At 72.2% G+C, this 23,174-nt stretch carries 16 protein-coding genes; 10 read left to right on the forward strand and 6 right to left on the reverse strand.

Annotation, left to right across the window (positions count from 1 at the left end; translation table 11 throughout):
- Positions 1-926: 926 nt before the first annotated feature.
- Together ACW9TB_RS17195 and ACW9TB_RS17200 are read right to left on the reverse strand one after the other, a co-directional pair.
- Positions 927-1,496, reverse strand: a complete 570-nt coding sequence (locus ACW9TB_RS17195; RefSeq protein ID WP_472749030.1) for a hypothetical protein — start codon at positions 1,494-1,496, stop codon at positions 927-929.
- Between the two features lie 341 nt (positions 1,497-1,837).
- Positions 1,838-2,488, reverse strand: a complete 651-nt coding sequence (locus ACW9TB_RS17200) for a hypothetical protein (protein WP_472749031.1) — start codon at positions 2,486-2,488, stop codon at positions 1,838-1,840.
- Positions 2,489-2,664: 176 nt separating this feature from the next.
- On the opposite strand from ACW9TB_RS17200, the gene ACW9TB_RS17205 reads away from it, so the two are divergent.
- The 4 genes from ACW9TB_RS17205 (at position 2,665) to ACW9TB_RS17220 (ending at position 10,173) form a co-directional block, all read left to right on the forward strand.
- Complete coding sequence (locus ACW9TB_RS17205) at positions 2,665-4,602, forward strand: hypothetical protein (protein ID WP_472749032.1); 1,938 nt, start codon at positions 2,665-2,667, stop codon at positions 4,600-4,602.
- Positions 4,603-4,954: 352 nt separating this feature from the next.
- On the forward strand, positions 4,955-7,927 hold the full coding sequence (locus ACW9TB_RS17210; protein WP_472749033.1) for an ATP-binding protein: 2,973 nt from the start codon (positions 4,955-4,957) through the stop codon (positions 7,925-7,927).
- Between the two features lie 253 nt (positions 7,928-8,180).
- Positions 8,181-9,467: a DUF1727 domain-containing protein gene (locus tag ACW9TB_RS17215; RefSeq protein WP_472749034.1), complete on the forward strand. Its 1,287-nt coding sequence runs from the start codon at positions 8,181-8,183 to the stop codon at positions 9,465-9,467.
- Positions 9,457-10,173, forward strand: a complete 717-nt coding sequence (locus ACW9TB_RS17220) for a type 1 glutamine amidotransferase (protein WP_472749035.1) — start codon at positions 9,457-9,459, stop codon at positions 10,171-10,173. The genes ACW9TB_RS17215 and ACW9TB_RS17220 overlap by 11 nt, the downstream gene beginning before the upstream one ends.
- Positions 10,174-10,339: 166 nt before the next feature.
- Here the strand turns inward: ACW9TB_RS17220 and ACW9TB_RS17225 are convergent, their stop codons facing one another.
- A complete protein-coding gene (locus tag ACW9TB_RS17225; RefSeq protein WP_472749036.1) occupies positions 10,340-10,702 on the reverse strand; it encodes a DsrE family protein in 363 nt (120 codons plus the stop codon).
- Between the two features lie 67 nt (positions 10,703-10,769).
- On the opposite strand from ACW9TB_RS17225, the gene ACW9TB_RS17230 reads away from it, so the two are divergent.
- Positions 10,770-11,279, forward strand: a complete 510-nt coding sequence (locus tag ACW9TB_RS17230) for a heme-binding beta-barrel domain-containing protein (RefSeq protein WP_472749037.1) — start codon at positions 10,770-10,772, stop codon at positions 11,277-11,279.
- A gap of 147 nt (positions 11,280-11,426) precedes the next feature.
- Positions 11,427-11,732, forward strand: a complete 306-nt coding sequence (locus ACW9TB_RS17235) for a DUF2470 domain-containing protein (RefSeq protein WP_472749038.1) — start codon at positions 11,427-11,429, stop codon at positions 11,730-11,732.
- A gap of 127 nt (positions 11,733-11,859) precedes the next feature.
- Here the strand turns inward: ACW9TB_RS17235 and ACW9TB_RS17240 are convergent, their stop codons facing one another.
- On the reverse strand, positions 11,860-12,516 hold the full coding sequence (locus tag ACW9TB_RS17240) for a TetR/AcrR family transcriptional regulator (protein WP_472749039.1): 657 nt from the start codon (positions 12,514-12,516) through the stop codon (positions 11,860-11,862).
- A gap of 349 nt (positions 12,517-12,865) precedes the next feature.
- Between ACW9TB_RS17240 and ACW9TB_RS17245 the strand changes: the two genes are divergently transcribed.
- The 4 genes from ACW9TB_RS17245 (at position 12,866) to ACW9TB_RS17260 (ending at position 17,328) form a co-directional block, all read left to right on the forward strand.
- Positions 12,866-13,690 carry an ABC transporter ATP-binding protein gene (locus tag ACW9TB_RS17245; protein WP_472749040.1) on the forward strand — a complete coding sequence of 275 codons (825 nt, stop codon included), beginning with the start codon at positions 12,866-12,868 and terminating at the stop codon, positions 13,688-13,690.
- Positions 13,687-15,024 carry an ABC transporter permease gene (locus ACW9TB_RS17250; RefSeq protein WP_472749041.1) on the forward strand — a complete coding sequence of 446 codons (1,338 nt, stop codon included), beginning with the start codon at positions 13,687-13,689 and terminating at the stop codon, positions 15,022-15,024. The genes ACW9TB_RS17245 and ACW9TB_RS17250 overlap by 4 nt, the downstream gene beginning before the upstream one ends.
- A gap of 141 nt (positions 15,025-15,165) precedes the next feature.
- On the forward strand, positions 15,166-16,101 hold the full coding sequence (locus ACW9TB_RS17255) for an NAD(P)-dependent oxidoreductase (RefSeq protein WP_472749042.1): 936 nt from the start codon (positions 15,166-15,168) through the stop codon (positions 16,099-16,101).
- Positions 16,102-16,911: 810 nt separating this feature from the next.
- Positions 16,912-17,328 (forward strand): Fur family transcriptional regulator, encoded by a 417-nt coding sequence (locus tag ACW9TB_RS17260; protein ID WP_472749043.1) that lies wholly within the window; start codon positions 16,912-16,914, stop codon positions 17,326-17,328.
- 292 nt (positions 17,329-17,620) lie between these two features.
- Here the strand turns inward: ACW9TB_RS17260 and ACW9TB_RS17265 are convergent, their stop codons facing one another.
- Positions 17,621-20,947, reverse strand: coding sequence for a poly(A) polymerase (locus ACW9TB_RS17265; RefSeq protein WP_472749044.1), 3,327 nt, complete (start codon positions 20,945-20,947; stop codon positions 17,621-17,623).
- Between the two features lie 2 nt (positions 20,948-20,949).
- Complete coding sequence (locus tag ACW9TB_RS17270; protein ID WP_472749045.1) at positions 20,950-22,881, reverse strand: RNA ligase family protein; 1,932 nt, start codon at positions 22,879-22,881, stop codon at positions 20,950-20,952.
- Positions 22,882-23,174: the final 293 nt, after the last annotated feature.

Raw genomic sequence — 23,174 nt, forward strand, 5'->3', positions numbered from 1 at the left:
AAGGCCCGGGGACGGGGCGGGAGGCGTGTCGGGGAAACCCGTGGCCGGGATGGAAGGCACGGCGGGGGAGCCCGCGGCCGGGGCGGAGGGCACCGGTGGCGCGGCGGGACGCGGCCGGAGGGCGGGGGACGGCTGCGACGAGGGCGGGAACCCCTGCCCGGTACGGCGGTTTCCCGGCTCGGGCGGGTTCAGTCGCCGCGCCCGGGGGGGTGTGGGCCGTCCCGGATTCTGCCCGGTGCGCGGCTGGGCCGCGGGAGGCTCCGGGTGCTGCCCGGTATGCGGCTGGGCCGCAGGGGGCTGGTTCGGCCCGGTATGTGGCTGGGCCGCGAGGGGCTCCGGGTTCTGCCCGGTACGCGTCCGCTGGGCCGCGGGGGGTTCCGCGTGACGTCCACGAGGCTGCGTGGGCGCGTTGTCATCGAAACCGGGCGGTGCGGGGTGCCCGGTGGGGGTGCCGGGAGCGCCGGGAGCACCGGAAACGGTGGCGGACGGGATCGGGCCGGGCGGTGTCGGATGCTCGCCAGGGGCACCGAAGGCGCCGAAAGGCGAGGGGCCGGGTGGTGTCGAGTGCTCGCCGGAGGCACCGGGACCGGGAGTCCCGGGAACGTCGGGGGTGCCGAAAGGCGGGGGGCCGGGCGGTGGCTGGCCGGGGGCACCGGGGGGTACCGGCCAGGTGCCGAGGGTGGCGGGCCAGGGGCTGCCCCGGTAGGGATCGTGGGGCGGTGCGGGGGGATGACCCTCGGGGACGGGCCGATCCCGTCGTACGTGCGGGGTCTCCGTCGCGTGCGGGGTCTCCCGCACGGGCCTGTTCCCCTGTGCGGACCGGTCCTCTCGCGCGAGCCGCTCCTCGTGGGCGAGCCGCTCCTCCCGCGAGGCGAACCAGTCGCGGCCCTGCTCGTCCTCGGGGCCTCCCCGGCGTGGCGTCTCCATCAGGTCCTGCTCGCCAACTCGTAGACGTCCTTCGCGGCGGAGGTCAGCCGCCGCGCGGCGGCCTCGTCCAGGCCCAGGTCTATCTCGATCTCGGGTCCGTTCGGCTCGACGATGAAACCGGATGAGGGGGCGAGCAGGATCCGGGAGTCGGGGAGTTCGCCGGGCGGGATCTCGAAGACCGTCACGCCCTCGGTCCACCAGCCCGGCTGGATGTAGGGGGTGGTGATGGTCAACGCCTGGTCCACCCTGTCGGAGGCCACGTAACGGCGCCCGCTGTCCGCCAGCAGCCGGGGAGGGCCGAACTGCTGCGGTTCCCAGGTCGCCGTGGCGCTCACCTCGACGATGATGAAGATCCCCTTGGCGGTCACGCGTTCCTGCCTGCCTCCGGCCTTCGTGGTCGCGATGGCCTTGGCCGCGTGTACCGCCTTGACCCGCGCGGAGATCCGGGAGCCGGTGACCTCCTCGTTGATGCCACCGGTCGTGGTGAGGGGCGCGTCGTGGTTGGCGATCTCCGCGCCGAAGGCCTGCAGTCCCACGGCGGCGGCGGCCAGCGCGATCCCGACCAGCACGGCACCGGCGGCGCGCCACCGGCTCGGCCGCGCGGCGGCTCTGCGACGGGCGGGCGGCCCAGGCCGGGAGCGTGACTCGGACCGGGACTCGGATCGGGCTTCGGACCGGGGCTCCGATCGGGGCTCGGATCGAGGTTCGGGCCGGGGGTGGTCCTCGGGGTGGAGAGGACTCCCGGACCGGGAAGGCGTCTCGGATCGGGAACGGGTCTCGGATCGGGAACCACCCCCGGACCGGGGGACACTCTCAGGCTGGGGACCATCTCCGGGCCGGGGACGCGTCTCGGATCGAGAAGTGCTCGCGGACCGGGAACCGTCCCCGGACTGAGGGCGGGAGGAGACGTTCACGAGCGCACTCCCCCTTGCACGACGGGAAGCGTGACCTGGGCGACCACCACGGGCTTCTCCTTGCCCGCGTCGTTCTCCCCCACCACGAACCAGCCCGGCGCCAGGGTGACCCCGTCACGCCACTCGTACTTGCCGACGTCGATCGTGAGCTGCTTGGGAGGCCGCTGCCTGCCCTCCAGCTCGTACCTGACCACGACGCTGGTCGGCATGGCCGGATGCAGCTGGTTGCTCTCGCCCCCTCCGGTGGGGGTGAACACCGACGCGCCGTACTTGCCCTTGATCACCGGGGTCACCTTGAGCAGGGACGAGCCGAAGGACCCGCCGCCGGGGGGCCCGTTCTCATGGAGCAGTCCCGTACCGGCGGTCTCGTCGCCCTTGTTGACGACCCGGAACTCGATCTCCAGGAAACGCTTGGCCGGGCCGCCGAACGGGTCGGGCTCGCTCAGGGCGCGGGACCCGACGAACGTGGTCGTGAACTGTTCCTGGTCCACGGTCGAGCCCTGGCCCAGCCGTTTGGGAGGCCTGTCGGGGGCCGTGGCGAAGCCGCCGAGGGCGGCGGTGACTCCCAGTCCGGCGGCCGTCACCAGAGCGGCGAGCGGGACCGCGATGGGGCGCCGTCTGGTGGGACCCTCGGGAGGGGCAGTCATGAGAAACGATGTTAATCGCTGACGTCCGTCTCATCCGACCCATCTGTCCCTTAAGTACTGGTGAACCTGGGGAAAATACAGTGGATTGGCGGGAACGCTGCCCGAATAGGATGGCGAACTCTTACGCTGTCTCCGAGGCTTTCGATGAGCCCGATGGCGGAGGTTCCGTGGCGGACGTGCATCCCGAGCATGCGCAGCTCCAGGCGGACCGGATCTACCTGGGCTGGCAGTACGCCTTGTTGCACCCTGATCCGGGTCCGGCTCCCAAGCGACCCTCGCCCGTCGAGAACCCTCCCGAGCCGCTCGACCCCGAGTGGGTGCGCAGGGAACGCCTCAACGAGGACCTCCTGAACCGGCCGGTCAAGATCGTCCGCGCGTTCATGACGGCGCTCGCCACCCTGATCCTCGTCCTCGGCCTCACCGAGATGCTCAGCTGGTCGTTCGCCGCCGTCGGGGTGATCGCCGCCGGTGGCATCGCGGCGTTCTGCAGCTACGCGATCCACCAGGGCGACCGGGCGGTACGCCACCGCATCAGGGAGCGCGAGGTGGCCGGTGACCGGCTGCGGGAGGAACGTGACAGGGAGCTCTTCCTCGCCCAGGAGGAGCACGCCGCCCGCTACCGGGAGTGGGCGGACAAGAAGGAGCGCCACGACCGCCAGCTGACCTGGTACGCCGTGGCCGTGCCCGACGAGATCGACCGGATCGACGTGGCGGGCGGCACGCTCCCCGGCTGGTCGGCGCTGATCACCCTGCTCGGCGCGACCCGCCTCTACAGCGGCGGCCACCTGACCGTGCTCGACCTGTCCGAGGGCGCGATCGCCAAGGACCTGATCGAGCTGGCGCGCAGGGGCGGCGACGACCCGCTGGTCTGGGTGCTGCCGGTCGACCTGCCCCGGCTCGACCTGGGCGCCACGCTGGCCCCCGAGGCCTTCGCCGACGTCCTCGCCCACGTCGTGAGCGTCAGCGAGGAGCACCGTACGACCAGGGATCTGTCGTTCGACAACGCCATCCTGGAGCGGGTCCTGGAGGTGCTTGGCGAGAGCGCCACGATCAACCAGGTCACCGCCGCCCTGCGTGCCCTGGCCCAGGTCGGCGACCCCCGGGAGGACCTGAGGTTCGGCCTGATCACCGCCACTCAGCTGGAGCGGATCGGCACGCTGTTCGGCCGGGGCGTCAGCGACCGGGTGGTGATCGAGCGGGCGTGGGCGCTGGAGTCGCAGCTGCGCAAGCTGGAGACCCTCGGCTCGGAGGCGGTGCGCCTGCCGCCCGCCCGCCTGCGGGTCGTGTCGATGGACCGCCAGGCGGGCGTGTTCGGCAACCGCGTCCTCGGCACGTACGTGGCGACGGCCCTCACCCACATCCTGCGCCAGTCGCCCGCCTCCGAGCGGCCGTGGTACCACACGATCATCGTCGCGGGCGCGGACAAGCTCCGCGGCGACGTGCTCGACCGGTTGATGGACGCCTGCGAGACCTCCAGGACCGGCCTCGTGCTCACCTACCGCGCGCTGACCCCGACCGTACGGGAGCGGCTCGGGCGCGGGCACGCGGCGGTGACGTTCATGCGGCTCGGCAACGCCGAGGACGCCAGGGTCGCCAGCGAGCACGTCGGCACCGAGCATCGCCTGGAGCTCGCCCAGCTCACCGAGACGATCAGCGCCGCCGGGGCCGGGATGGACGGCGGCTACGTCTCCACGGTCGGCCAGGCCGAGGAGGGCGACGAAGAACGCGACATGAGCCACACGGACCTCAAGGAGGACATCACCGAGTCCACCGAGTGGGGCCGCCGCGCGACCAAGGCGATGGGGGAGACCGAGCGGGTTTTGCACCGCTCCAGGGAGTTTCTCGTCGAGCCGCACCAGCTCCAGCAGCTTCCCACCACCTCGGTGATCGTCACCGACGCCACCGCCGAGGGCCGCAGGGTCCGGCTCGCCGATGCCAACCCGGCCATACTGACCTTCCCCAAGACGACGCTGGGCGAGTTCGACGAGATCAGGGACGCCGAGCTGGACCACGTACAGGAGAAGAAGGCGGAGCCGCGGGCGTCGAGCGCGTTCGAGGACGCGCCGCCCAACCTCGGCCCGCCCCCGGCCAGGCTCGACTGGCGCCGTCGCTGATGGGAGCCCGGCCCACGCCGACGGGAGCCCGGACGACGAAGGCCCGGGTGGGCTCCTCGGCGGTGGGAATCCGGGCGGTGAGGGTTCCGGGCGGGGAGGCCGGGGAGGTTCGGCCGGTGGGGACTCGGGTGAGGATCGTGGGAGCGGTCACGTTTTCGCCGGGTGCGTCAACGAGGCGTCCGTATGTCGTAATGGGATGGTCAATGCCGGGGTGCGAGCCCCGAGTCAGGTTCGACCGTGGTCGCGGGGGTGACCTACCCTCGATCTCGATCATGCGTCGGCCGGTACGACGGAGCGATCCGTGAAGCGTCAACCCTCCGGCCTGGAGCCGGGTCCCCCGGGTGGAGACCAAATGCAGCCAAGTGTGTCCCGTCCGCCCAATGTCCTGACCGGTCCCTGGTACAGAATCCAGGCGATCACGGCACCCTCGCGCAGCTCCTCCGCCGAGTGGGACTTCGTCACCGTCCTGCCCGCCGTACTCTCCACGGCCCAGCGCAACCGCCCCTTCGTGGTCGGCTGGCTCTCGCGGGGGTCGGGTGCCCCGCTGGAGCTGATCACCAACGCGGGGCCGCTCACCCCGCCGCGTCCGCCCCGCAGGGCCGCCACCGAGGTCGAGCAGGCTCCCGGCGGTCCCGAGCCGCTGCTGTTCCCCAGCGGCGCCCGGGGCGTCCGGATCGGCGACGAGTGGCTTCGCGACCTGTCCGACCTCGCCTGGACCGTCTGCCCGGGGCGGCAGGCACCGCCGCTCGGCGGGCGTCGCGAGCCGGACGCCGACGAGATCAGGCGGCCCACGCTCTTCGAGTCGACGCTGGTCACGCTCATGTCCCGGCCGTTCGCCTGGCTGGTGGTGGCCGAGCAGACCGACCTGCTCGACGCCGAGGTCTCGCACCTGCGCACCCAGCTCAACGTGCTGCGGCAGTACGGTGACGCCTCCGAGCGCTCCCGCTACGACGCCGAGCGGGCCGAGCGGCGCATGCAGGAGCTGGACGCCTTCCGCGAGGCCGGGCTCTGGAACGTCCGGGTACTCGCCGGGGCCGCCGGTCCCGAGGAACTGCGCCAGATCGCCCCGGTGCTCGTCGGCTCCGCCGAGATGAGCCACCACCCCTATCGCCTGCGCAGCGCGCTGTCCGGTCCCGTGTACGGTTTCGCCGAGGCGCTGGCCACCACCCTCCAGGACCCGGCGGACGGCGCGGCCTCCCCGTTCGCGGCCACCGCCGGGGCGCTCGCCGCCCTCGCCGGGCTGCCGCACCGGGAGGTGCCGGGCGTACGGGTCCTCGACGCGGGCTTCTTCGACGTGACCAGCGAGGCGGACACCGTGCCCGGCGCGCTCACCGTCGAGCTCGGGTCCATCCTCGACGGCCAGGACAGGCCGGTCGGCTCGTTCAAGGTCCCGCTGGCCACTTTGAACCGGCACGCGTTCATCACCGGCGCCACCGGCTCCGGCAAGTCCCAGACCGTCAGGCACCTGCTGGAACAGCTCACCGGCGCGGGCATCCCGTGGCTGGCCATCGAGCCCGCCAAGTCCGAGTACGCCTCGATGGGCGGCCGGATCGAGCACCTCGCCCCGGTGACCGTGATCAACCCGTCGGCCCCGGAGAGCGTGCCGTTCAGCGTCAACCCGCTCGCCCCCGAGCCCGGCTACCCGGTCCAGGCCCACATCGACATGATCCGCGCGCTGTTCATGGCGGCCTTCGACGCCGAGGAGCCGTTCCCGCAGATCATGTCCCTCGCCCTGCAGCGGGTGTACGAGGCCAACGGCTGGGACGTGGTCACCGGCTGGGCCGCCCCGGGGGCCGCCGTCCGGCCCGCCGTGCCGACCCTCGAACAGCTCCAGCGGCACGCGATGGACGTGATCAAGGAGATCGGCTACGGCCGGGAGGTCCAGGCCGACGTGGAGGGCTTCATCTCCCTGCGGCTGCGGTCGCTGCGGGTGGGCTCCGCGGGCCGGTTCTTCGAGGGCGGGCACCCCGCCGACATCGGTGACCTGCTCCAGCGCAACGTGGTGCTCGCGATCGAGGACGTCGCCAACGACGAGGACAAGGCGTTCCTGATGGGCACCCTGATCATCCGGATCGTGGAGCACCTGCGGATGCGGGCCAGGAAGGAGCGCAGCAGCGGGCTCAAGCACGTCATCGTGATCGAGGAGGCGCACCGGCTGCTCCGCGACCGGGGCGCGGGGCGGGCCAGCACGCACGCCGTCGAGCTCCTGGCGGGCATGCTCGCCGAGATCCGCGCGTACGGCGAGGGCATCGTGGTCGCCGAGCAGATCCCCACGAAGCTGGTCTCCGACGTGGTGAAGAACACCGCGCTGAAGGTCATCCACCGGCTCCCCGCCGAGGACGACCGCCAGTTGGTCGGCGCGGCGACGAACCTGAGCGAGGAGCAGTCCCGGCAGGTCGTCTCGCTCCCGCCCGGCGTCGCCGCGGTCTTCGCCGACGGCATGGACCGGCCGCTGCGCATCCAGGTGCCGCTGGGCGAGGACCGCGAGCGTCCGGTCCCGGGCCACATGCCGCCCATCTGCGGACGCCGCTCGGCGGCCTGCGGGCAGGAGTGCCGCAACGGCCGGGCGTGCACGCTGGTCGAGCTGCGCGAGGCGGACCTGCTCGCCGGGGCGTCCGACTGGGCCTGGCTGCGGATCTGGACCGACACGCTGGTGCTGGCGTTCTGCACGAACCGGCCGCTGCCCGGGGTGCCCAGGGCGCTGGCCGACCTGTGGGCGGATCTCCCGCCGAGGCGCCGCGAGTGCCTGCTGGCCACGGCGGTGGAACGCTGCGTGGGCCGCCGCGCGTGGTCGCTGCGGACCGTGAGCGACCCGACCAAGCTGACCGAGCAGGTCGCCGCGATCGCGACCAGGCTGCTCGGCCCCGACCGCGACCCCGGCGAACGCCCCGGGCCCGCCTGGGTCATCCCGCAGGTGCGGTGGCTGCACGAGGTGGACAGGCTCTTCCCGCACGGCCAGCCCGCGCCCAACCCGCGCGGCTCCGCGCCGGTCATGGAGTACGCCCTGTTCAACCGCCCCGCGGGCGGTACCGAGCTGCTCGGCCACCGGGCCAAGGCGCTCCGCCACCACCCGCTCTCCATGGAGGTGGACAGGAACCGGGAGCTGGCCTGGCGGGTGATCCTCGGCGACGACGAGCGCGAGAGCGTGGAGCGCGACATCCTCACGGTCACCATCGGCATCGACCCGGCGGAGCGGCTCCGGCACGTGTCCCAGACCATGGGGGCGGGCTGGCTGGAGAGCGTGCTGTCGTGGCCGCTCCGGTTCGTGCTGCCCTTCGACGCCGACTCGCCGGAGCCCGCGGAGCTCGCCTTCGTCGAGCAGTGAGGGCGGGGACTTCCCGGTACTTTCGTACGGGTACGAGGGCTTTCGAACCAGGGGCCGGGGCTTCCGTACCTCACCGTCACCGGGGGGTACGTGTGACGTGCCGCCGGGGGTGACGGTGCCGAAGCAGGGCTAAGATCTGCGGCATGAACGATTCGGTGATTCCGGTCCCGAGGCCGGGACGGTCGGCCGCCGGGTCGTCCCGCGAAGGGTCGCCAAGCTCGTCTCGCGACGGGTCGCCAAGCGAGGAGACGGCATGACTCAGCTTCCGCTGCGGGCGCAGCTCGCCACCGCTCTCGGCCGGACGGCCGCGACCCTGTCCCGGGTCACCGGGCGCGGGGACGGATCGGTGATCGGGGGCCGGGTCAGCCTGGTCCTGGAGCCCGACCTGCTGCGCAAGCTCGCGCACGACCGCAAGCTCGCGCTGGTGAGCGCGACCAACGGCAAGACCACGACGACCCGCCTGATCACCTCCGCGCTGTCGGAGCTCGGAGACGTCGCCACCAACGCCTTCGGCGCCAACATGCCCGCCGGGCACGTCTCGGCGCTGTCGTCGGCCAAGCACGCCCCGTACGGAGTGCTGGAGGTCGACGAGAAGTACCTGCCCGAGGTGATCGACACCACCGGTGCCGGGGTCATCTGCCTGATGAACCTCAGCCGCGACCAGATGGACCGGGCGGGTGAGATCTGGCTGCTCGCCCAGAAGTGGCGGCGGGCGCTGGCGGGGAGGAACACCCACGTGATCGCCAACGCCGACGACCCGCTGGTGACCTGGGGCGCCTCCACCGCCGCCTCGGTCACCTGGGTGTCGGCGGGGCAGCCGTGGAAGGAAGACTCCTGGTGCTGCCCCGAGTGCGGCGGCCCCCTCGACCGCAAGGGCATGGAGTACGTCCCGCCCGGCAGCGTCGGCGCCGGTTCCTCCTCGAAGGCGGGGGAGAACGACTGGGCCTGCCGCGAGTGCACCTTCCGGCGGCCCGAGCCGTCCTGGATCCTCGACGACGACGCGGTGATCGACCCGCGCGGGCGGCGCTGGGTGCTCGACATCCAGCTTCCCGGCCGCGCCAACCGGGCCAACGCGGCGATCGCGCTGGCCACCGCCGAGGTGTTCGGCCTGCCGGTCGAGCGGGCGCTGCCCCGGCTGCGCGAGGTCAGGTCGGTCGCGGGCCGGTACACCACGGTGGAGCGCGACGGCCGGCACGCCCGGCTGCTGCTCGCCAAGAACCCGGCCGGATGGCTGGAGGCGTTCGACGTGCTCGACACCTCGCTTCCGGTGATCCTCTCGGTCAACGCCCAGGGGCCCGACGGGCGCGACACCTCGTGGCTGTGGGACGTCGACTACCGCGTGCTGCGCGGCAGGCCGGTCTTCGTGACCGGTGAGCGGCGGCTCGACCTCGCGCTCCGGCTGGACGTGGCCGACGTGCCGTTCCAGCTGGCGAACTCGTTCGAACAGGCGCTCGCCGCGCAACCGCCGGGCAAGGTCGACGTGATCGCCAACTACACCGCCTTCCAGCAGATCCGATCGGAGTTCGGTCGTGCAGTCTGACAGCGCCCTGCGCCTTGTCTGGATCTATCCGGACCTACTGAGCACGTACGGCGACCAGGGCAACGTCCTGGTCCTGGAGCAGCGCGCCAAGCGCCGGGGGATCCCGGTGGAGACCGTGCACGTACGCTCGGCCGACCCGGTTCCCGAGGGCGGCGACATCTACCTCATCGGCGGCGGTGAGGACCGGCCGCAGATCCTCGCCTCCGAACGGCTCCGGCGCGACGGCGGCCTGCACCGGGCCATCCAGCGGGGCGCGGCCCTGCTGGCCGTGTGCGCGGGCTACCAGATCATCGGCACCACGTTCGGCGGCGAGGAGGGCCAGCCGGTCGACGGCATCGGCCTGATCGACATCTCCAGCGGACGCGGCCAGGGCCGGGCCGTCGGCGAGCTGGCGGGGGAGGCGGATCCGACGCTCGGCATCTCGACGCTGACCGGCTTCGAGAACCACATGGGCGTCACCCGGCTCGGGGCCGGAGTCCGGCCTCTGGCACGTACGGCGGTCGGTACGGGCAACGGCGACGGCACCGAGGGCTGCTACATCGGCAAGATCGTCGGCACCTACCTGCACGGTCCCGCGCTCGCCCGCAACCCCGGCCTCGCCGACCTGCTGCTCACCTGGGCGGTGGGTGCCCAGCTTCCGCCGATCGACGACTCCTGGTTCGACCGCCTCCGCGAGGAGCGCCTGACCGCGGTGCTGCCCCACTGACGGAGGCGTCCCCGCAGGCACAGAGGCGTTTTTACCGGCCGGGGCGTCTCATGAGGCTTCTCACCGGTATGGGAAACCGGCTGCCCGGTCTCGCCGGGCGGCCGGTGGTTCGACGCCGAGGGCTCGGCGGGCAGCGTTCCGGGTGCCCCAGGTGCTCCGGTGGTTTTCAGTAGACGAGGGCCTGGACGTCCTTGTCCAGGATCTCCTCCACGAAGGTGGGGGCGCCCGCGATGCGGATGCCCTCGATCACGTCGTCGACCGTGATGCCCCGCCGGGTCGCGCACTGCGTGCACAGCGTCACCCTGCCGCCCCTGAGCACCGCGTCGAGCAGGTCGTCGAGCTGGGCCGCGTGCGGGAGGGTGAACTCCTTCGCCCGGCCGGGAAGGGCGAACCAGGCGGACTCGCCCGTCAGCCAGAGCGAGACGGGCACCCCGCTCGCCAATGCCGCCACGGCCACCGTGAACGCCTGATTGCAGCGCTCAGGTGAGTCTTCGCCTGCGGTAACCTTGATCACCAGTGATCGTGCCATGTTCGCAGCCTATGTGGCCCGGCGTCACCGGCGCGAACCATACCGGAGCGGCTCTAGGCTCGTTTTCATGGACGTTCCCGAACTGCATCCCGATCTTGAGCCGATCGCCTTCCTCGTGGGTCGATGGGAAGGCGCCGGGGTCGGGGGATATCCGACGATCGAGAGTTTCAACTTCGGCCAGGAGATCGTCTTCGGTCACAACGGCAAGCCGTTCCTGACGTACACCAGCCGCACCTGGCTGCTCGACGAGGCGGGTGGCAAGGTACGCCCGCTGGGCACCGAGACGGGTTTCTGGCGCCAGCTCCCCGGTCGCCAGCTTGAGGTGTGCCTGTCACACCCCACGGGCATCGTGGAGATCTACGTCGGCGAGGTGGTCTTCAACAAGATCGAGCTACAGACCGACGTGGTGGCCCGCACCGCGACCGCCAAGGAGTACACCGCGGGCCACCGCCTCTACGGCCTGGTCAACGGCAACCTGATGTGGGCGTACGACATGGCGGCCATGGGCCAGCAGCTCCAGTCCCACATCTCGGCCGAGCTCAAGCGGGTCGGTGACTTCGTACCCGACGTGGTGTGAGGTTCGCGCCTGGGGCCGGATGGGGTTGGCCGGGGCTCGCTTGATCGGGGTTCGTTGTGGAGCGGGGTTCGCTTCGACGCCGGGTGAGGCGGGGCTCCGCCCGGTGCCCGCGGCGAGGTGAGGTGGGGCGCTGGCTACCCTCTGAGCATGAGCACCCCCTTCACCCCCGACGTGGTCGAGGCCATCAAGCGCCACATGAACGACGACCACGCCGACGACGCGTTGCTGATCTGCAAGGGCCTGGGCGGGCAGCCCGAGGCCACCGCCGCGGAGACGACCGGCGTCGACGCCGAGGCGATCGAGTTCGCCGCCGTGGTCGGCGGGCGGGACGTCACGGTCCGGGTTCCCTGGAGCACCACCCTGACCGAACGCGCCCAGGTCCGTACGGAGGTCGTCCGCCTCTACCGTGACGCCTGCGCCGCCCTCGGGGTCCCCGCCCGCGGCGAGCACTGACCTGCGGGTTCCGGGCCCGGGAACCGATCGGCGGGTCCCGGGCTTCGTACCGCCCGATTGGTGGGTCCCCGGCCTCGTGCCACCCGGCCACCCCACCGGGTCACCCCGCCCGGTCAGCGCCGCCCGGTCAGCTCTGGTCGATCAGGGTGGCGATGCCGTCGAGCATGCGGTGGAGGCCGAACTCGAAGATGCTCTCCGGCTCGGACGCCTGGAACGCCTCGGCGCCGAACTCCGACACCATGGGAAGCCGTGCCGCGCGCAGGGTGCGGTGGAGCGTGTCCTGCCGGGCGTCCGCCCACTGCTGCCGGGTGTGGTGGGTGGTCCGCGCCGCCCGCGTCTCCTGGGCGAGGGGCATGGCCGCACTCTGCAGGTACGTACCTATCATGATCGCGATCTGGACCATGGTGGCGAAGTCCAGACGGTGGCCGTCCACGGCCCGCATGCGCCAGTCCGTGTACGCCATGAGCCTCGGGGCGATCGGTGGCCGGGTGGTGGCCGCGACGAGGTGTGACACCCAGGGGTGCTCCCGGTAGAGCGCCCACTCCTCACGCGCGGAGAGCTCCAGCTTGGGCCGCCAGCCGTCCGGGCCCGGCTCGGGCAGCGGCCGTTCCCCGAAAACGGTGTCCACCATCAGGTCGTTGAGCTCCTCACGGCTCACGACATAGCGGTACAGCGACATCACGCTCACCCCGAGCCTCACGGCGATGTGCCGCATGGACACCGCGGCGACGCCGTCGTGGTCGGCGAGCTCGATCGCGGTGCGCACGATGAGCGGCTGGTCCAAGGCTTTTTCCGAAATGCCCGCTCTGGTGCCCTTGGACATCCGCTGGACATCGACAGGGGCCTCTGGCCGGACGTCGACCGCGGAACGGTCCGCGACCCGCATCCGGTAGGCCCGCGCCCGGCACGCGCGCGAGCAGTATCGCGGCGGTCGCCCCCGCTCGGCGGGGCGCAACGTCCGTCCACACATCTCACACGTCGGCATTCCCGGCGGCTCTCCTTCGGTTTTCGTCACGAAACTCGGATCGTGTCGAAAGTATAGCGTCGAACGCTCAGGTGAATCAGCATAGCCTAATGAGCTGCGCTTTTAGTATCAAATCTCACCTCGCCCATGAATGATGTACGGTGTATTTATGACTCGTATAGCGTATTCAAGAACGGCACACACGACCTCGGACCACGCCCTCGAACTCCGTGAGGTGGTCAAGCGTCATGGGCAGGGCGACGCGGTCGTGACCGCGCTGGACAGGGTCACGATGCGCGTCCCGCGGGCCACCTTCACTGCGGTGATGGGTCCGTCGGGCTCGGGGAAGAGCACCCTGCTGCACTGTGCCGCCGGGCTCGACCGGCCGACATCCGGATCCGTGGTCCTGGACGGCCACGAGCTGAGCGACCTCGACGAAACGGCCCTGACCCGGCTGCGGCGCAGTCGTATGGGGTTCATCTTCCAGTCGTTCAACCTCGTGCCGACGCTGACGGTGGCGCAGAACGTGGCACTCCCCCTCGAATTCGCCGGTCGTGACGCCGACCAGCGGGTCGTACGGGCGCTGCTCGCGCGGCTGGGGCTCGCCGACCGGATCGACCATCGACCGGCGGAGCTGTCCGGCGGCCAGCAGCAGCGGGTGGCCATCGCCCGCGCGGTGCTCTCCCAGCCCGCCGTCGTCTTCGCGGACGAGCCCACCGGCGCGCTGGACACCCAGGCCGCGCGCGAAGTGCTCGGCATCCTGCGGGAGGCGGTGAGCCTGACCGGCCAGACGATCGTGATGGTGACCCACGATCCGGTCGCCGCGTCCTACGCCGATACGGTGGTGTTCTTCGCCGACGGGCGGATCGTGGACACCATGGCGCGGCCGAACCCCGGCGCGGTGGCCGCGCGAATGGCCCAGCTGTCCGCGACGGCGGACGCGGGGCAAAGGCAGGGGCAGGGGCAGGGCCGCCAGGACGGTGACGTCCGATGATGTGGAAACTGGCCCTCCTCACGGTCCGCGCCCACATCGGATCGCACCTCGCCTCGGCCGCCGTGATGACGGCCGGTACGGCACTGCTCACCGCGTTCGCGAGCCTGCTGGAGACCGGTCTGGAAACCGGTCACAGTTCCGGTTTCCTGGTCATGCTGCCCGCCATCCTGGGCGGGTGGACGGTGGCGATCGTGGCCTTCGGCGTGGTCTCCACCGTTTCCCTGACGATCCAGCACCGTGAGCAGGAGCTCGCGCTGTTACGGTCGATCGCCGCCACCCCCCGGCAGATCCGGCAGGGCGTCGTGCTGGAGACGGTGATCGTGGCGCTGCCGGCGGTCGCCGCGGGCCTGCTGCCCGGTATCGGGCTCGGTACGGTCATCCTCGGGCGGCTGGTCGACGCCGGTCTGGTCGGCGCCCCCACCGAGCTGACCGCGGGCGGGCTCTGCGTCGCGATCGGCGCGGGCACCTCCCTGCTCGCCGCGCTCGGCGCCGCCCTGATCTCCAGCGGGCGAGCCGCGTCCATTCCGCCCGTACGCGCGCTGAGCGAGGCGACGCCGTCGCCGACCCGGGCGCTCACCCGCGTCCGGACGATCAGCGGTACGGGGCTGCTGGTCGTCGGCCTGAGCCTGGCGGCGGCGACCCTCTTCATGGCGAACGGCCCGCTGCTCTCCAGCACCGCCGGCCCGGCGGGTGTCGCCGTCGCGGTCGGGCTCGCCCTGCTCAGCCCGGCGGCCGTGCGGCCCGTCAGGTGGTTCTGTGACGCCAGGATCGGAGCGACCGCCCGGCTGGCCGCCCGCAACACCCACACGCGGGCGAGGCACAGCGCCAACGTGGCATCCCCGCTGATACTCCTGGTCGGCATCGCGGCCGGAACCCTCTACATGCAGAGTACGGAGGACAGCACCCACCCGGGACCCGTCGCCGCGGGTGATGTCGGCGGGCAGCTCGCCCCGGTGAACTACCTGATCGTCATTATGATCATCGGATTCTCGGCGATCGTGGTGGTCAACACGCTGGTGGCGGCCACTCGCCGGAGACGCCGCGAGTTCGGCCTGCTGCGGTTGTCCGCCGCCACCCGCGGTCAGGTGCTGGGAATGGTCACGGTCGAGGCCGTCGCGACCGCCACCATCGCCGTCGTGCTGGGCACCGTGGCCGCCGCGGCCACGACGGTGCCGTACAGCCTGGTCAAAACCGGTTCGCCGATCGCGTCCGGCCCGGCGTGGATGTACCTCGCCATCGTCGGCGGCGCCTTCCTGCTGGTCATGCTGGCCACGGTGCCGACGGCCGTGGGAGCCCTGCGTACCCGGCCGGTCGACGCCCTCTCCGCCGCGTAGCCGCCTTCCACATCCACCCGCCACGTGCCGTCTTCCCCGTGGCGGGTGGGCTGGTTGGTGACGGTCCGATCACTGTCGAGACCGATCGTGGTGTTCGTGGAAAGCTCCCAGATACCAAAATTTCCTGAAAAAGGAGGCGCGGTGAAACCACGAGCACTCGTACTGGCGCCGATGCGAGGTCAGGAGTGGAACCGCCTGAGAGAGCTGATCGACGTCCACTACGATCCGGCCGACCACCATCCCCACCAGGCGGCCGAGCTCGCCCGGCAGCTCGCGGACACCGGCGCGCGCATCCTCATCACCGAGTCCGACGAGGTCGCGGGGCCGGTTCTCGATCTTCCCCTGCTGGTGGTGGGCTGCGCCCGCAGCGAGGCGGGGAACGTGGATCTCCCGGTCGCCACGGCGAAGGGCATCCCCGTCGTCTGCGCCCCGGGGCGCGACGCCGACGCGGTCGCCGAGCTCACCCTCGCCCTCATCCTCGCGGTGACCCGCCGGGTGGCGGTCGGGGACAGGGAGATCAGGCAGGGCATGGCCTCCTACCGGGGGCACCGCGCGTGGGAGCTCGCGGGCCGGACCGTCGGCCTGATCGGTTACGGGGCGGTCGGCCGCGCGGTGGCCTGGCGGATGAAGGGGCTGGGCATGCGCGTCATGGTCCACGACCCCGAGGCGGCGGAGAACCGGTACGGGCTCGACATCCTGCTGGCCCAGGCCGACGTCGTCTCCGTACACGCCCCCGCGTCGGCGGGGCGGCTGGTCGGCGCGGGGGAGTTCGCCGCGATGAAGCCGGGAGCGATCTTCGTCAACACCTCGGACGCGGCCCTGCACGACATGAACGCCCTCGTCGGAGCCTTGAAGGCGGGCCATCTCGGTGGCGCGGCCCTCGACCGGTTCGCCGGGGAGTGGCTCGACCCGGCCCACCCGCTCGCCGACATGGACAACGTGGTGCTGACCCCGCACCTGGGCTCCGGGACCTACGACACCGAGATCAACCACACCCGGATGATCTGCGAGGACATCGTCAGGATCCTCGGCGGCGAACGCCCGCTGCACTGCGCCAACCCCGACTTCCAGGAGTGACGGCCTTACAGCCCTACAAAGGGACGGCTTCCGGAGGGGGCTTCGCGGAAGCGGGGTGATGGAGAAGAAAAGCGCTGGAAAGGGAAGAACCCCGGGCCACTTCCCCCTGCCTGGCAGGGGGGCCGGTGGACTACAGGCGGGATCGCCCGCCTCCGGCGGCCCGGGGTTCCGGTGATTGTCGTGGATTCGCCGAACGTCGCCAGACGCCCGGACAGAGTCCGGTCGCGGCGCCCTAGCGGACAGCCACCTCGCTAGCCCAACTATGATCAACCATCGTTCGGACCACCTCCTTTCGGCGTGCCTGTACGTTATGAAACTTCGCGCCCCCGGGGCAAATGAATTTCCCCGGCCTGTCGCCCCCACCCGAAGACGGCCGTCTGACCAGCCATAAGGGCCGACGAGAACCACGTGGGAACAGGGCGCACCCGCCCCGTCTCCGTTGGCGGTCCCTGAACGAAGCCGACGCCGTCGGTCGCGTTCGGAGCGCCTGGTGCGACCGGCTCATGGGCCGGGGCCGGGCGGCAGTGGACGGTCAGCACGCCGTACACGCGGATGGCGTCGACTGTGGAGACGCGCGTTGCCGACGTACACCACATGACGGTCTTCGGCTCCGAGCCAGGTGCCCCGGTGATCCACGAATCGTGTGGTGGACGGTCGTCACGCACAGGGAACGCCCCCACCGTGCCGGTGAGGGCGTTGTACGCGCTGGAGCTAGACGGGCTCTTCGGGCTTCCGGCGCCGGGGTGGCGTTCTCCGGCCTCTCGGGCCGTAGGAGGGCGAGGAGAGCCCCGGTGCTCATAGACTCTGGATATGACCGAGACGTCGTGGCATGAGGAACTACGGGCGCGCGGTTACCGGGTCACTCCGCAACGCCAGCTGGTGCTTGAGGCGGTCAAGGCCTGCGAGCACGCCACTCCAGAGGAGATCTGCACCCGGGTGCGGGAGACCGCGCGCGGGGTGAACATATCAACCGTCTACCGGACCCTTGAGCTCCTTGAGGAGCTCGGCATGGTCACCCACTCCCACCTCGGGCACGGCGCTCCCACCTACCACCTGACGGCCGAGGCCGATCATGTGCACCTGGTCTGCCGTGGCTGCGGGGAGATCAGTGAGGTCAGCCCCGACCTGGTGGAGAACTTCGTCGCCAACCTCGACCAGAAGCTCGGGTTCCTCACCGACGTGCACCACCTGACGGTCTTCGGCCGCTGCCGCAACTGCCGCGACTGACGATCGTCCCGAGTGCCGCGACGCTCGGCGCGTACCGGTAGGGGCCGCCGAGCACCCGCTGAACGCGAGTGCCCCGGTGATTCCCGGAGCGTGAGGGTTCACCCCCGGCCGCGCCACTCGGGCGGGGGCGTGAGAGCGAGGGCCATCTCCGGCCGCGTTACCCGGGCGGGGATGTAAGGGCGAGGGCCATCTCCGGCTGTGCCAACCGGGGCGAGGGGTTATTTCTGGCCGTGCCGTCCGGGCGGGAGGGTGAGGGGTCACCTCCGGTCCCGCCAGCCGGGCGGGGGCGTGATCAGCGAAGTGTCGGCACCTCGCCGCCCTCCGTCCACTCGACGGCGACCCCGCGCAGGCCGGTCGCCCACGGGGCGGTGATCTCGGCGAGCCGGGCCGCGTCCGGTGGCGTGCGGCCGAGTCCCACGGCGTACCTGGCGACTCCCGGGCCGGTCTCGAACGGCCGGGGCCAGGCGTGCGCGTCCCGTACCCCCGCGCGCTCCAGGGTGGTGAGCAGCGCGCGCATCCGGCCCCGTACGCGGCCCAGCGTCACCTCGAACCCCTCGGACCGTCCCACCCGCACGGTCACCACCGCCCACGCGGCGTGCCGCCGGTGCGACGGCGGCGCCGACAGCAACTCGGGCCGGGGGTCCCGGCCGGTCTCCGCCGCCGCCTCCACGATCTCCCAGGCGTTGTAGAGCTCCTGGGTCAGTAGATCGCGCCCACCGGCGCCGACCTGCTCGCTGCACAGGCGGACCGGGGCCGTGGGAGTCATGATCGACACAGCCGCGTCAGGCTTTCCGTCCTGCGGTCCGTACGATCTGTCTGGTTCCTCCGCAGGTGGTTCGCCCGAGCCGGTCGGCGCGCTCTCCGTCCCCGGTACGGGAGCCTCCGGCCGGAGGACGATCGGCCGGTGCCAGTCCCATGCGGCCCAGGTGCCGAAGAAGTGGCTGAGCAGGTCGCCCGGCGGGAGATCCCCGGCCTCGCGTACCGTCCGCGCGGCGAGGACGGTCCAGGCCAGACCCGGCAGCCCCCCGAACGGAGCCGAATCGAGCCCGCGCGCCCTCGCCCACGCCTTCACCTCCCGGGCCAGCCCGACGAAGGCGGCACGGCGCTCGCCGACCGAGGCGAGCACCGCGTCGGCGTCACTGACCGCGCTCAGCGCGATCGCCGAAGCCTCGCCCAGCTCGGTACGGCGCGACACCGCCTCGGCGGGAGTGACGTCCGCAGCTTTTGCGACGTCCGTGGTCCCTGCGGTGTCCGTGGCCCTCGCGATGTCTGTGACCGCCGTGATGTCCATGGCCCCGGCCGTGTCCGTGGGCTCGGTGGTGTTCGTGGCTCCGGGGGTGTGCGCGGCTGTCGTGCCCTCTGTGTCCTCTGTGCTCTCTGTGTCCTTTGTGATGTCTGTGATTTTCGCGGTGTGCGTGACCTCCGTGACGCCCGTGACCGGTACGACGACCAGGTCGACGTCCAGGTCGCCGACCCGGAACCGGAGGCCGGGCACCCTGGCGCCGATCACGCGTCGCGACCCGGTCGCCTCCGGCAGGGCCGCCCTCACCCGCGCCTCGACGTCCGCGAGGCCGGTCGTCGAGGGCAGTGCCGCCACCAGGTCCAGGTCCGCGTCGGCCAGGGCGCAGCCCAGGCGCCGTGACCCGGCGACGTGGACGACCCCCTCGGGCAGCGAACACCGCAGCCGCTCCACGACCTCCCGGGCACGGGCCTCCCGGGAACCGTCCTCCGGGGTACGCGCCGGGTCCGGCGGGGAGCCGGGCGGGTGTGTCCCGTGGTCGAGCCAGCGCACCTCGCCCGTTCCGAGGGCGACGGTCGCCCGGGGCCGCATGGGCTCCTCGCCCCGGCGTGACAGCAGGACCAGTTCGCCGACCCGCGCCGTTTCCTCGCCCAGCCGTGTCTCCCAGGCGGCGGAGAACCGTCGGGGATCCCTGACCTTTCCCAAGGTCAGGTGCGGTGTGTAGCCGTCGGAGCGGCCCCGGCAGTGCGGGAAACCGCGCTCCAGCGCGGCGCGTAGCGCGGCCCAGGGTTCCGGCCCGCCCGATGCCGGGTCGAGCCAGACCGTGGAGCCGTCACGATGGGAGAAGGAGCGCACACCCCGCAGCCGGGCGGTGAACGCGGGGATCGCGGCCATGGCGGCGGCCAGGACGGGAGCCGCCCGCTCGAAGGAGGACTCAGGTACGAAACCAAACATCACCGTGACGTGCGGCGGCCACCGGTGACTCCGGGGGTCGTGTTCCCGGCGAATCTCCTGGATCACCGGCCAGAGTTCGGCCGGGGGGATCCAGACCACCGCCGTCCGCGCCGTCGGCCGCGCGTCGAGGACACCGGGGAGGCCGTGCGTACCTGAGGGACCGAAAACCTCCGGGAAGCCGTGCGTACCCGAGGGGTCGGGAACCTCCGAGGAGCCGTACATGCCCGAGGAGCCGGGGATTCCCAAAGAGCTGTGCGTACCCGAGGAGTCGGGGATCCCCGAGGCGCCGTGTGTCCTTGAAGAGTCGGAGGAGTCGTACCCGGTGGTGATGTCCACGACGACGCCGTAGTGGTCCGACACGAACAGCCCGTCGGCCGCCGGGGAGTCGCCCCGCAGAGCCGCGGCCGTGACCCGCAGGCCGTGGCCGCGCAGCAGTACGCGATCGAGCCGGGACGCGCGGCCGGAGAGCGAGGAGAGGGCCGCCAGCGGGTTGACCTGCGGATCGAAGGTGGCGGTCAGGTCGCCGGGGCCGTGGACCTCGGTCCAGGCGTCCCGCAGGCCCAGCACCTCGGCGGGCCCGCTCCCGCCGTCGTTGAGGTCGCCCGCCAGGATCACGTCCCCGTCCACACCGAGCAGCACCTCGGCGAGCCGGGCGAGTTCGGCTTTACGCCGGGCGGGACCGTTGTCGGAGTGGTCGCTGCTGAGATGCGTGACGGCCACCACGACCGGTCCGGCGGCGGACTCCACCGTGACGGCGGTGACGGCCTTGTGCGGGCCGAGGGCGTGCGTGCCCACCTCCAGTAGGGGCAGGCGGGTGAGCAGGAGGAGTCCGTCGTTGTCGACCTCCCGGCCCGCGGGGTCGGTGCTCAGCGTGTAGGCGGAACGGATCCACGGGGTCCGCAGCAGCATGCCGAGCAGTTCGGCCTCGACCTCCTGCAGCGCGATGACGTCCGCGTCCGCCCGCTCCAGTTCCTCCAGCAGCAGCGGACGGCGCCGCGCGGTGTCCAGCCGGTCGCTGTCGTAGCGGTCCCACAGGGTGTTCCAGGTCAGCACGCGCAGGCCCGTCGCGGCCGGAGCGTATCCAGCGGCGGGTACGGGAGGCGCGGGACGCCAGCCCGCGACCGGGTCCCAGGCGAACGGCGTCCTGGCCGTGAAGAAGGGCGCCCGGAGCCTGCGCGGATCGCGTACCCGTCCGGCCTGCGACGAGTCGATGAGGTCCAGCCCCGCCGACCGGTCCCAGACCATCTCACCGTCGGCCTCGACGAACAGGATCCGGTGCCACGGGATGTCGCCCCCGGGAACGAACGCGGGCAGCGGCAGGCGCTTGGGCGAGGCCCCGCGCACGCCGATCCCCAGGACGAACCGCGCCGGGTCGAACCGCGGATCCCATCGGATCCGGTGGAAGATCTCCTCGCTGGTCCGCATGCTCACACCTCGTCGCCGTCGAGGGCCCCGGCGACGTCGAGGACGGTCCCCTCCGGCCCGATGTACCAGGTACGGTGCGTCTCTCCCGCGTACGGCGGGGAGAAACGGCGAAGCTGGGCCGAGAGCACCTCCGGCGGCACCGGGTGCGCACGGCTCGCGTTGCGCCGGGCCAGCAGGTCGCCGGGGACCAGCATGACCGCCTGCGTCGTCAGCGCGTCGCGCCCCCGGGCCACGGTGTGCACCAGGGAGCGCTGGTGCCGGTTCAGGGCCGTGGCGTCCCACACGACGGTCCCGCCGGTGGCGAGGAGCGCGTCGAGCCGGTGCAGGCCCTCGCGGAGGATCGCCGGATTGGCCCGCTGGTCGGACCGGGATCCACGCGCCCGGCGCAGGTCGTCGAGCGCGACGACGGCACCGGTGTCCGTGAGGTTCGCGGCGAACGTGCTCTTCCCGCTGCCCGACGGGCCGACCATGACGACGAGCCGGGGAAACCCGCCGGACCGCCAGCGACGGCTCAGCGCCAGTCCTCCCTCGGCCGTGGTGATCCGGCCCAGCGCGTACGCCTCCCGGGTCTCGGCCCAGCACCGGTCCGCCACCTCGGGTTCGCGGTCGCCGAGCGCCTGGCGCAGGCCCAGACGCAGTGGTTCCAGCGGAGCCTCGCCGAGCAGGCCAGCCTCGTCGGCGTGCAGTTCCGACCACGCGACCTGCTCGCGCGCGCCGGTGGCGGCGCCGTCCGCGTTCCCGGTCAGCGCGGCGGCGGCGACCGCGTGCAGGACGCCCAGGTCGGCCGCGACGGTCAGCCGCACCAGGCCGGTCCTGCGCGCCTCGTCGGGGAAGTCGCGGTGCAGGCGGGGATGCAGCTCGACCAGGTCGGCGACCCGCCGCGCCAGGGGCATGCCGAGGGGGGCCACCAGGGCGGGCGCCAGCCAGGACCGGCGCATACCACGGAACAGGGCGGCCAGGACGCCCGCCAGCCGGGCGTCTCCCGTCCGGCCCAGCAGGTCGAGCCTGGCGGAGACGTCGGCCACGGCCGCCTCGGCGCGCTCGACGGCGGCCTCCGGCGGCGCGGGCTTCGCGGGGCCGCCGGTCGTCACTCCCGATCCAGGCGGCGCGGTGGGGGCGTGGGCACCGGCGGCCTTCGGCGGTGCGGGCTTCGCGGGGTCACCGGTCGTCACTCCCGACCCGGGCGGCGCGGTGGCCGCGTGGGCACCGGCGGTCGGTGTCGCGTATCTCGCCAGGTCGCCGGTCGTCACTCCCGTCGCGGTGAGGAGCGCCGGGACGTCCGGATCGGCTCCCGAACGCACGTCCCACAGTGCCGAGGCCGGGCCCAGGCCGTTCTCGACGACGGGCGCGAGCATCCAGTGCGCGGTCGTCTGGACATGGCGTGGACGCACCCACTTGGCGACGCGGTGGGGGAACTCCTCCCGGTGGAACCCGTCGGTGGTCCGCACGACGTACCCCTCCCGCCGCGCCGTGTCCAGGCGCAGGGCCCGCAGCGCCCGCTCGTCGAAGGTGCCGCGCCACAGCACCGGCGGGACCGGGACCCCCAGCCGCCCGGTCAGGCGCACCGTGCTGTCCCAGTCGAGGCAGTGGTCGCCGTCCCAGACGGAGAAGGCGTAGAACCAGCTCTCCAGGTCCCGGTACTCGATGGAGTGCCGGGCGTAGAGGTTCTCGCCGCACACCCGGCCGCCCGGCGGGATGAACCTGGCGATCCTGCCGTGCAGGGCCTTGATCCACGCGCGGGACGGGTGGTGCGCCGAATCCAGCGAACGGGCGTGTGTCCCGTCCGGGTACAGGGTGGTGTTCTCCCCGTCGAGCTTCTCGGTGACGACGACCTCCCGGCCCGCCAGCCCCGACAGGCCACCGGCACGTACGTCGTCCGAGGCGGCCCCCGGAGACCAGGGCAGGTGAGGAGTGCGGGGATAGGGCACTCGCATGATCTGCTCCCGATGACGAAGTCGCGCTGCGGCGACTGTATGGGAGGCGGCGGGACGGATCCACACAATAACCGCCCCGCTCGACCGCCCCCGCTCGGACCGCGTGACGACCGGGGCGGCCGGTTCCACCGCCAAGATGGGTGAACGGCCCCGTCGATCCTTTCGCCTCCGCTCCGGTCGTACGGCCGGTCGTTCTTTTCGCTCCCGCTCCGACCATGCGGCCCGTTGGTCTTTTCGCCCCCGCTCCGACCGTGGGGTTCGGCTCCGGTCGTGTGGCTGGGCCGGGCCCGTGT

This window comes from Streptosporangium sp. H13245 (genome assembly GCF_055690525.1).

Bases quoted from the DNA above. Each gene is read 5' to 3' on its own strand.
- ACW9TB_RS17235 (WP_472749038.1), top strand. From the start codon at position 11,427: ATGAGCACCCCCTTCACCCCCGACGTGGTCGAGGCCATCAAGCGCCAC.
- ACW9TB_RS17270 (WP_472749045.1), bottom strand. From the start codon at position 22,881: ATGCGAGTGCCCTATCCCCGCACTCCTCACCTGCCCTGGTCTCCGGGG.
- ACW9TB_RS17225 (WP_472749036.1), bottom strand. From the start codon at position 10,702: ATGGCACGATCACTGGTGATCAAGGTTACCGCAGGCGAAGACTCACCT.
- ACW9TB_RS17245 (WP_472749040.1), top strand. From the start codon at position 12,866: ATGACTCGTATAGCGTATTCAAGAACGGCACACACGACCTCGGACCAC.
- ACW9TB_RS17210 (WP_472749033.1), top strand. From the start codon at position 4,955: ATGCAGCCAAGTGTGTCCCGTCCGCCCAATGTCCTGACCGGTCCCTGG.
- ACW9TB_RS17250 (WP_472749041.1), top strand. From the start codon at position 13,687: ATGATGTGGAAACTGGCCCTCCTCACGGTCCGCGCCCACATCGGATCG.
- ACW9TB_RS17200 (WP_472749031.1), bottom strand. From the start codon at position 2,488: ATGACTGCCCCTCCCGAGGGTCCCACCAGACGGCGCCCCATCGCGGTC.
- ACW9TB_RS17265 (WP_472749044.1), bottom strand. From the start codon at position 20,947: ATGCGGACCAGCGAGGAGATCTTCCACCGGATCCGATGGGATCCGCGG.
- ACW9TB_RS17260 (WP_472749043.1), top strand. From the start codon at position 16,912: ATGACCGAGACGTCGTGGCATGAGGAACTACGGGCGCGCGGTTACCGG.
- ACW9TB_RS17215 (WP_472749034.1), top strand. From the start codon at position 8,181: ATGACTCAGCTTCCGCTGCGGGCGCAGCTCGCCACCGCTCTCGGCCGG.
- ACW9TB_RS17230 (WP_472749037.1), top strand. From the start codon at position 10,770: ATGGACGTTCCCGAACTGCATCCCGATCTTGAGCCGATCGCCTTCCTC.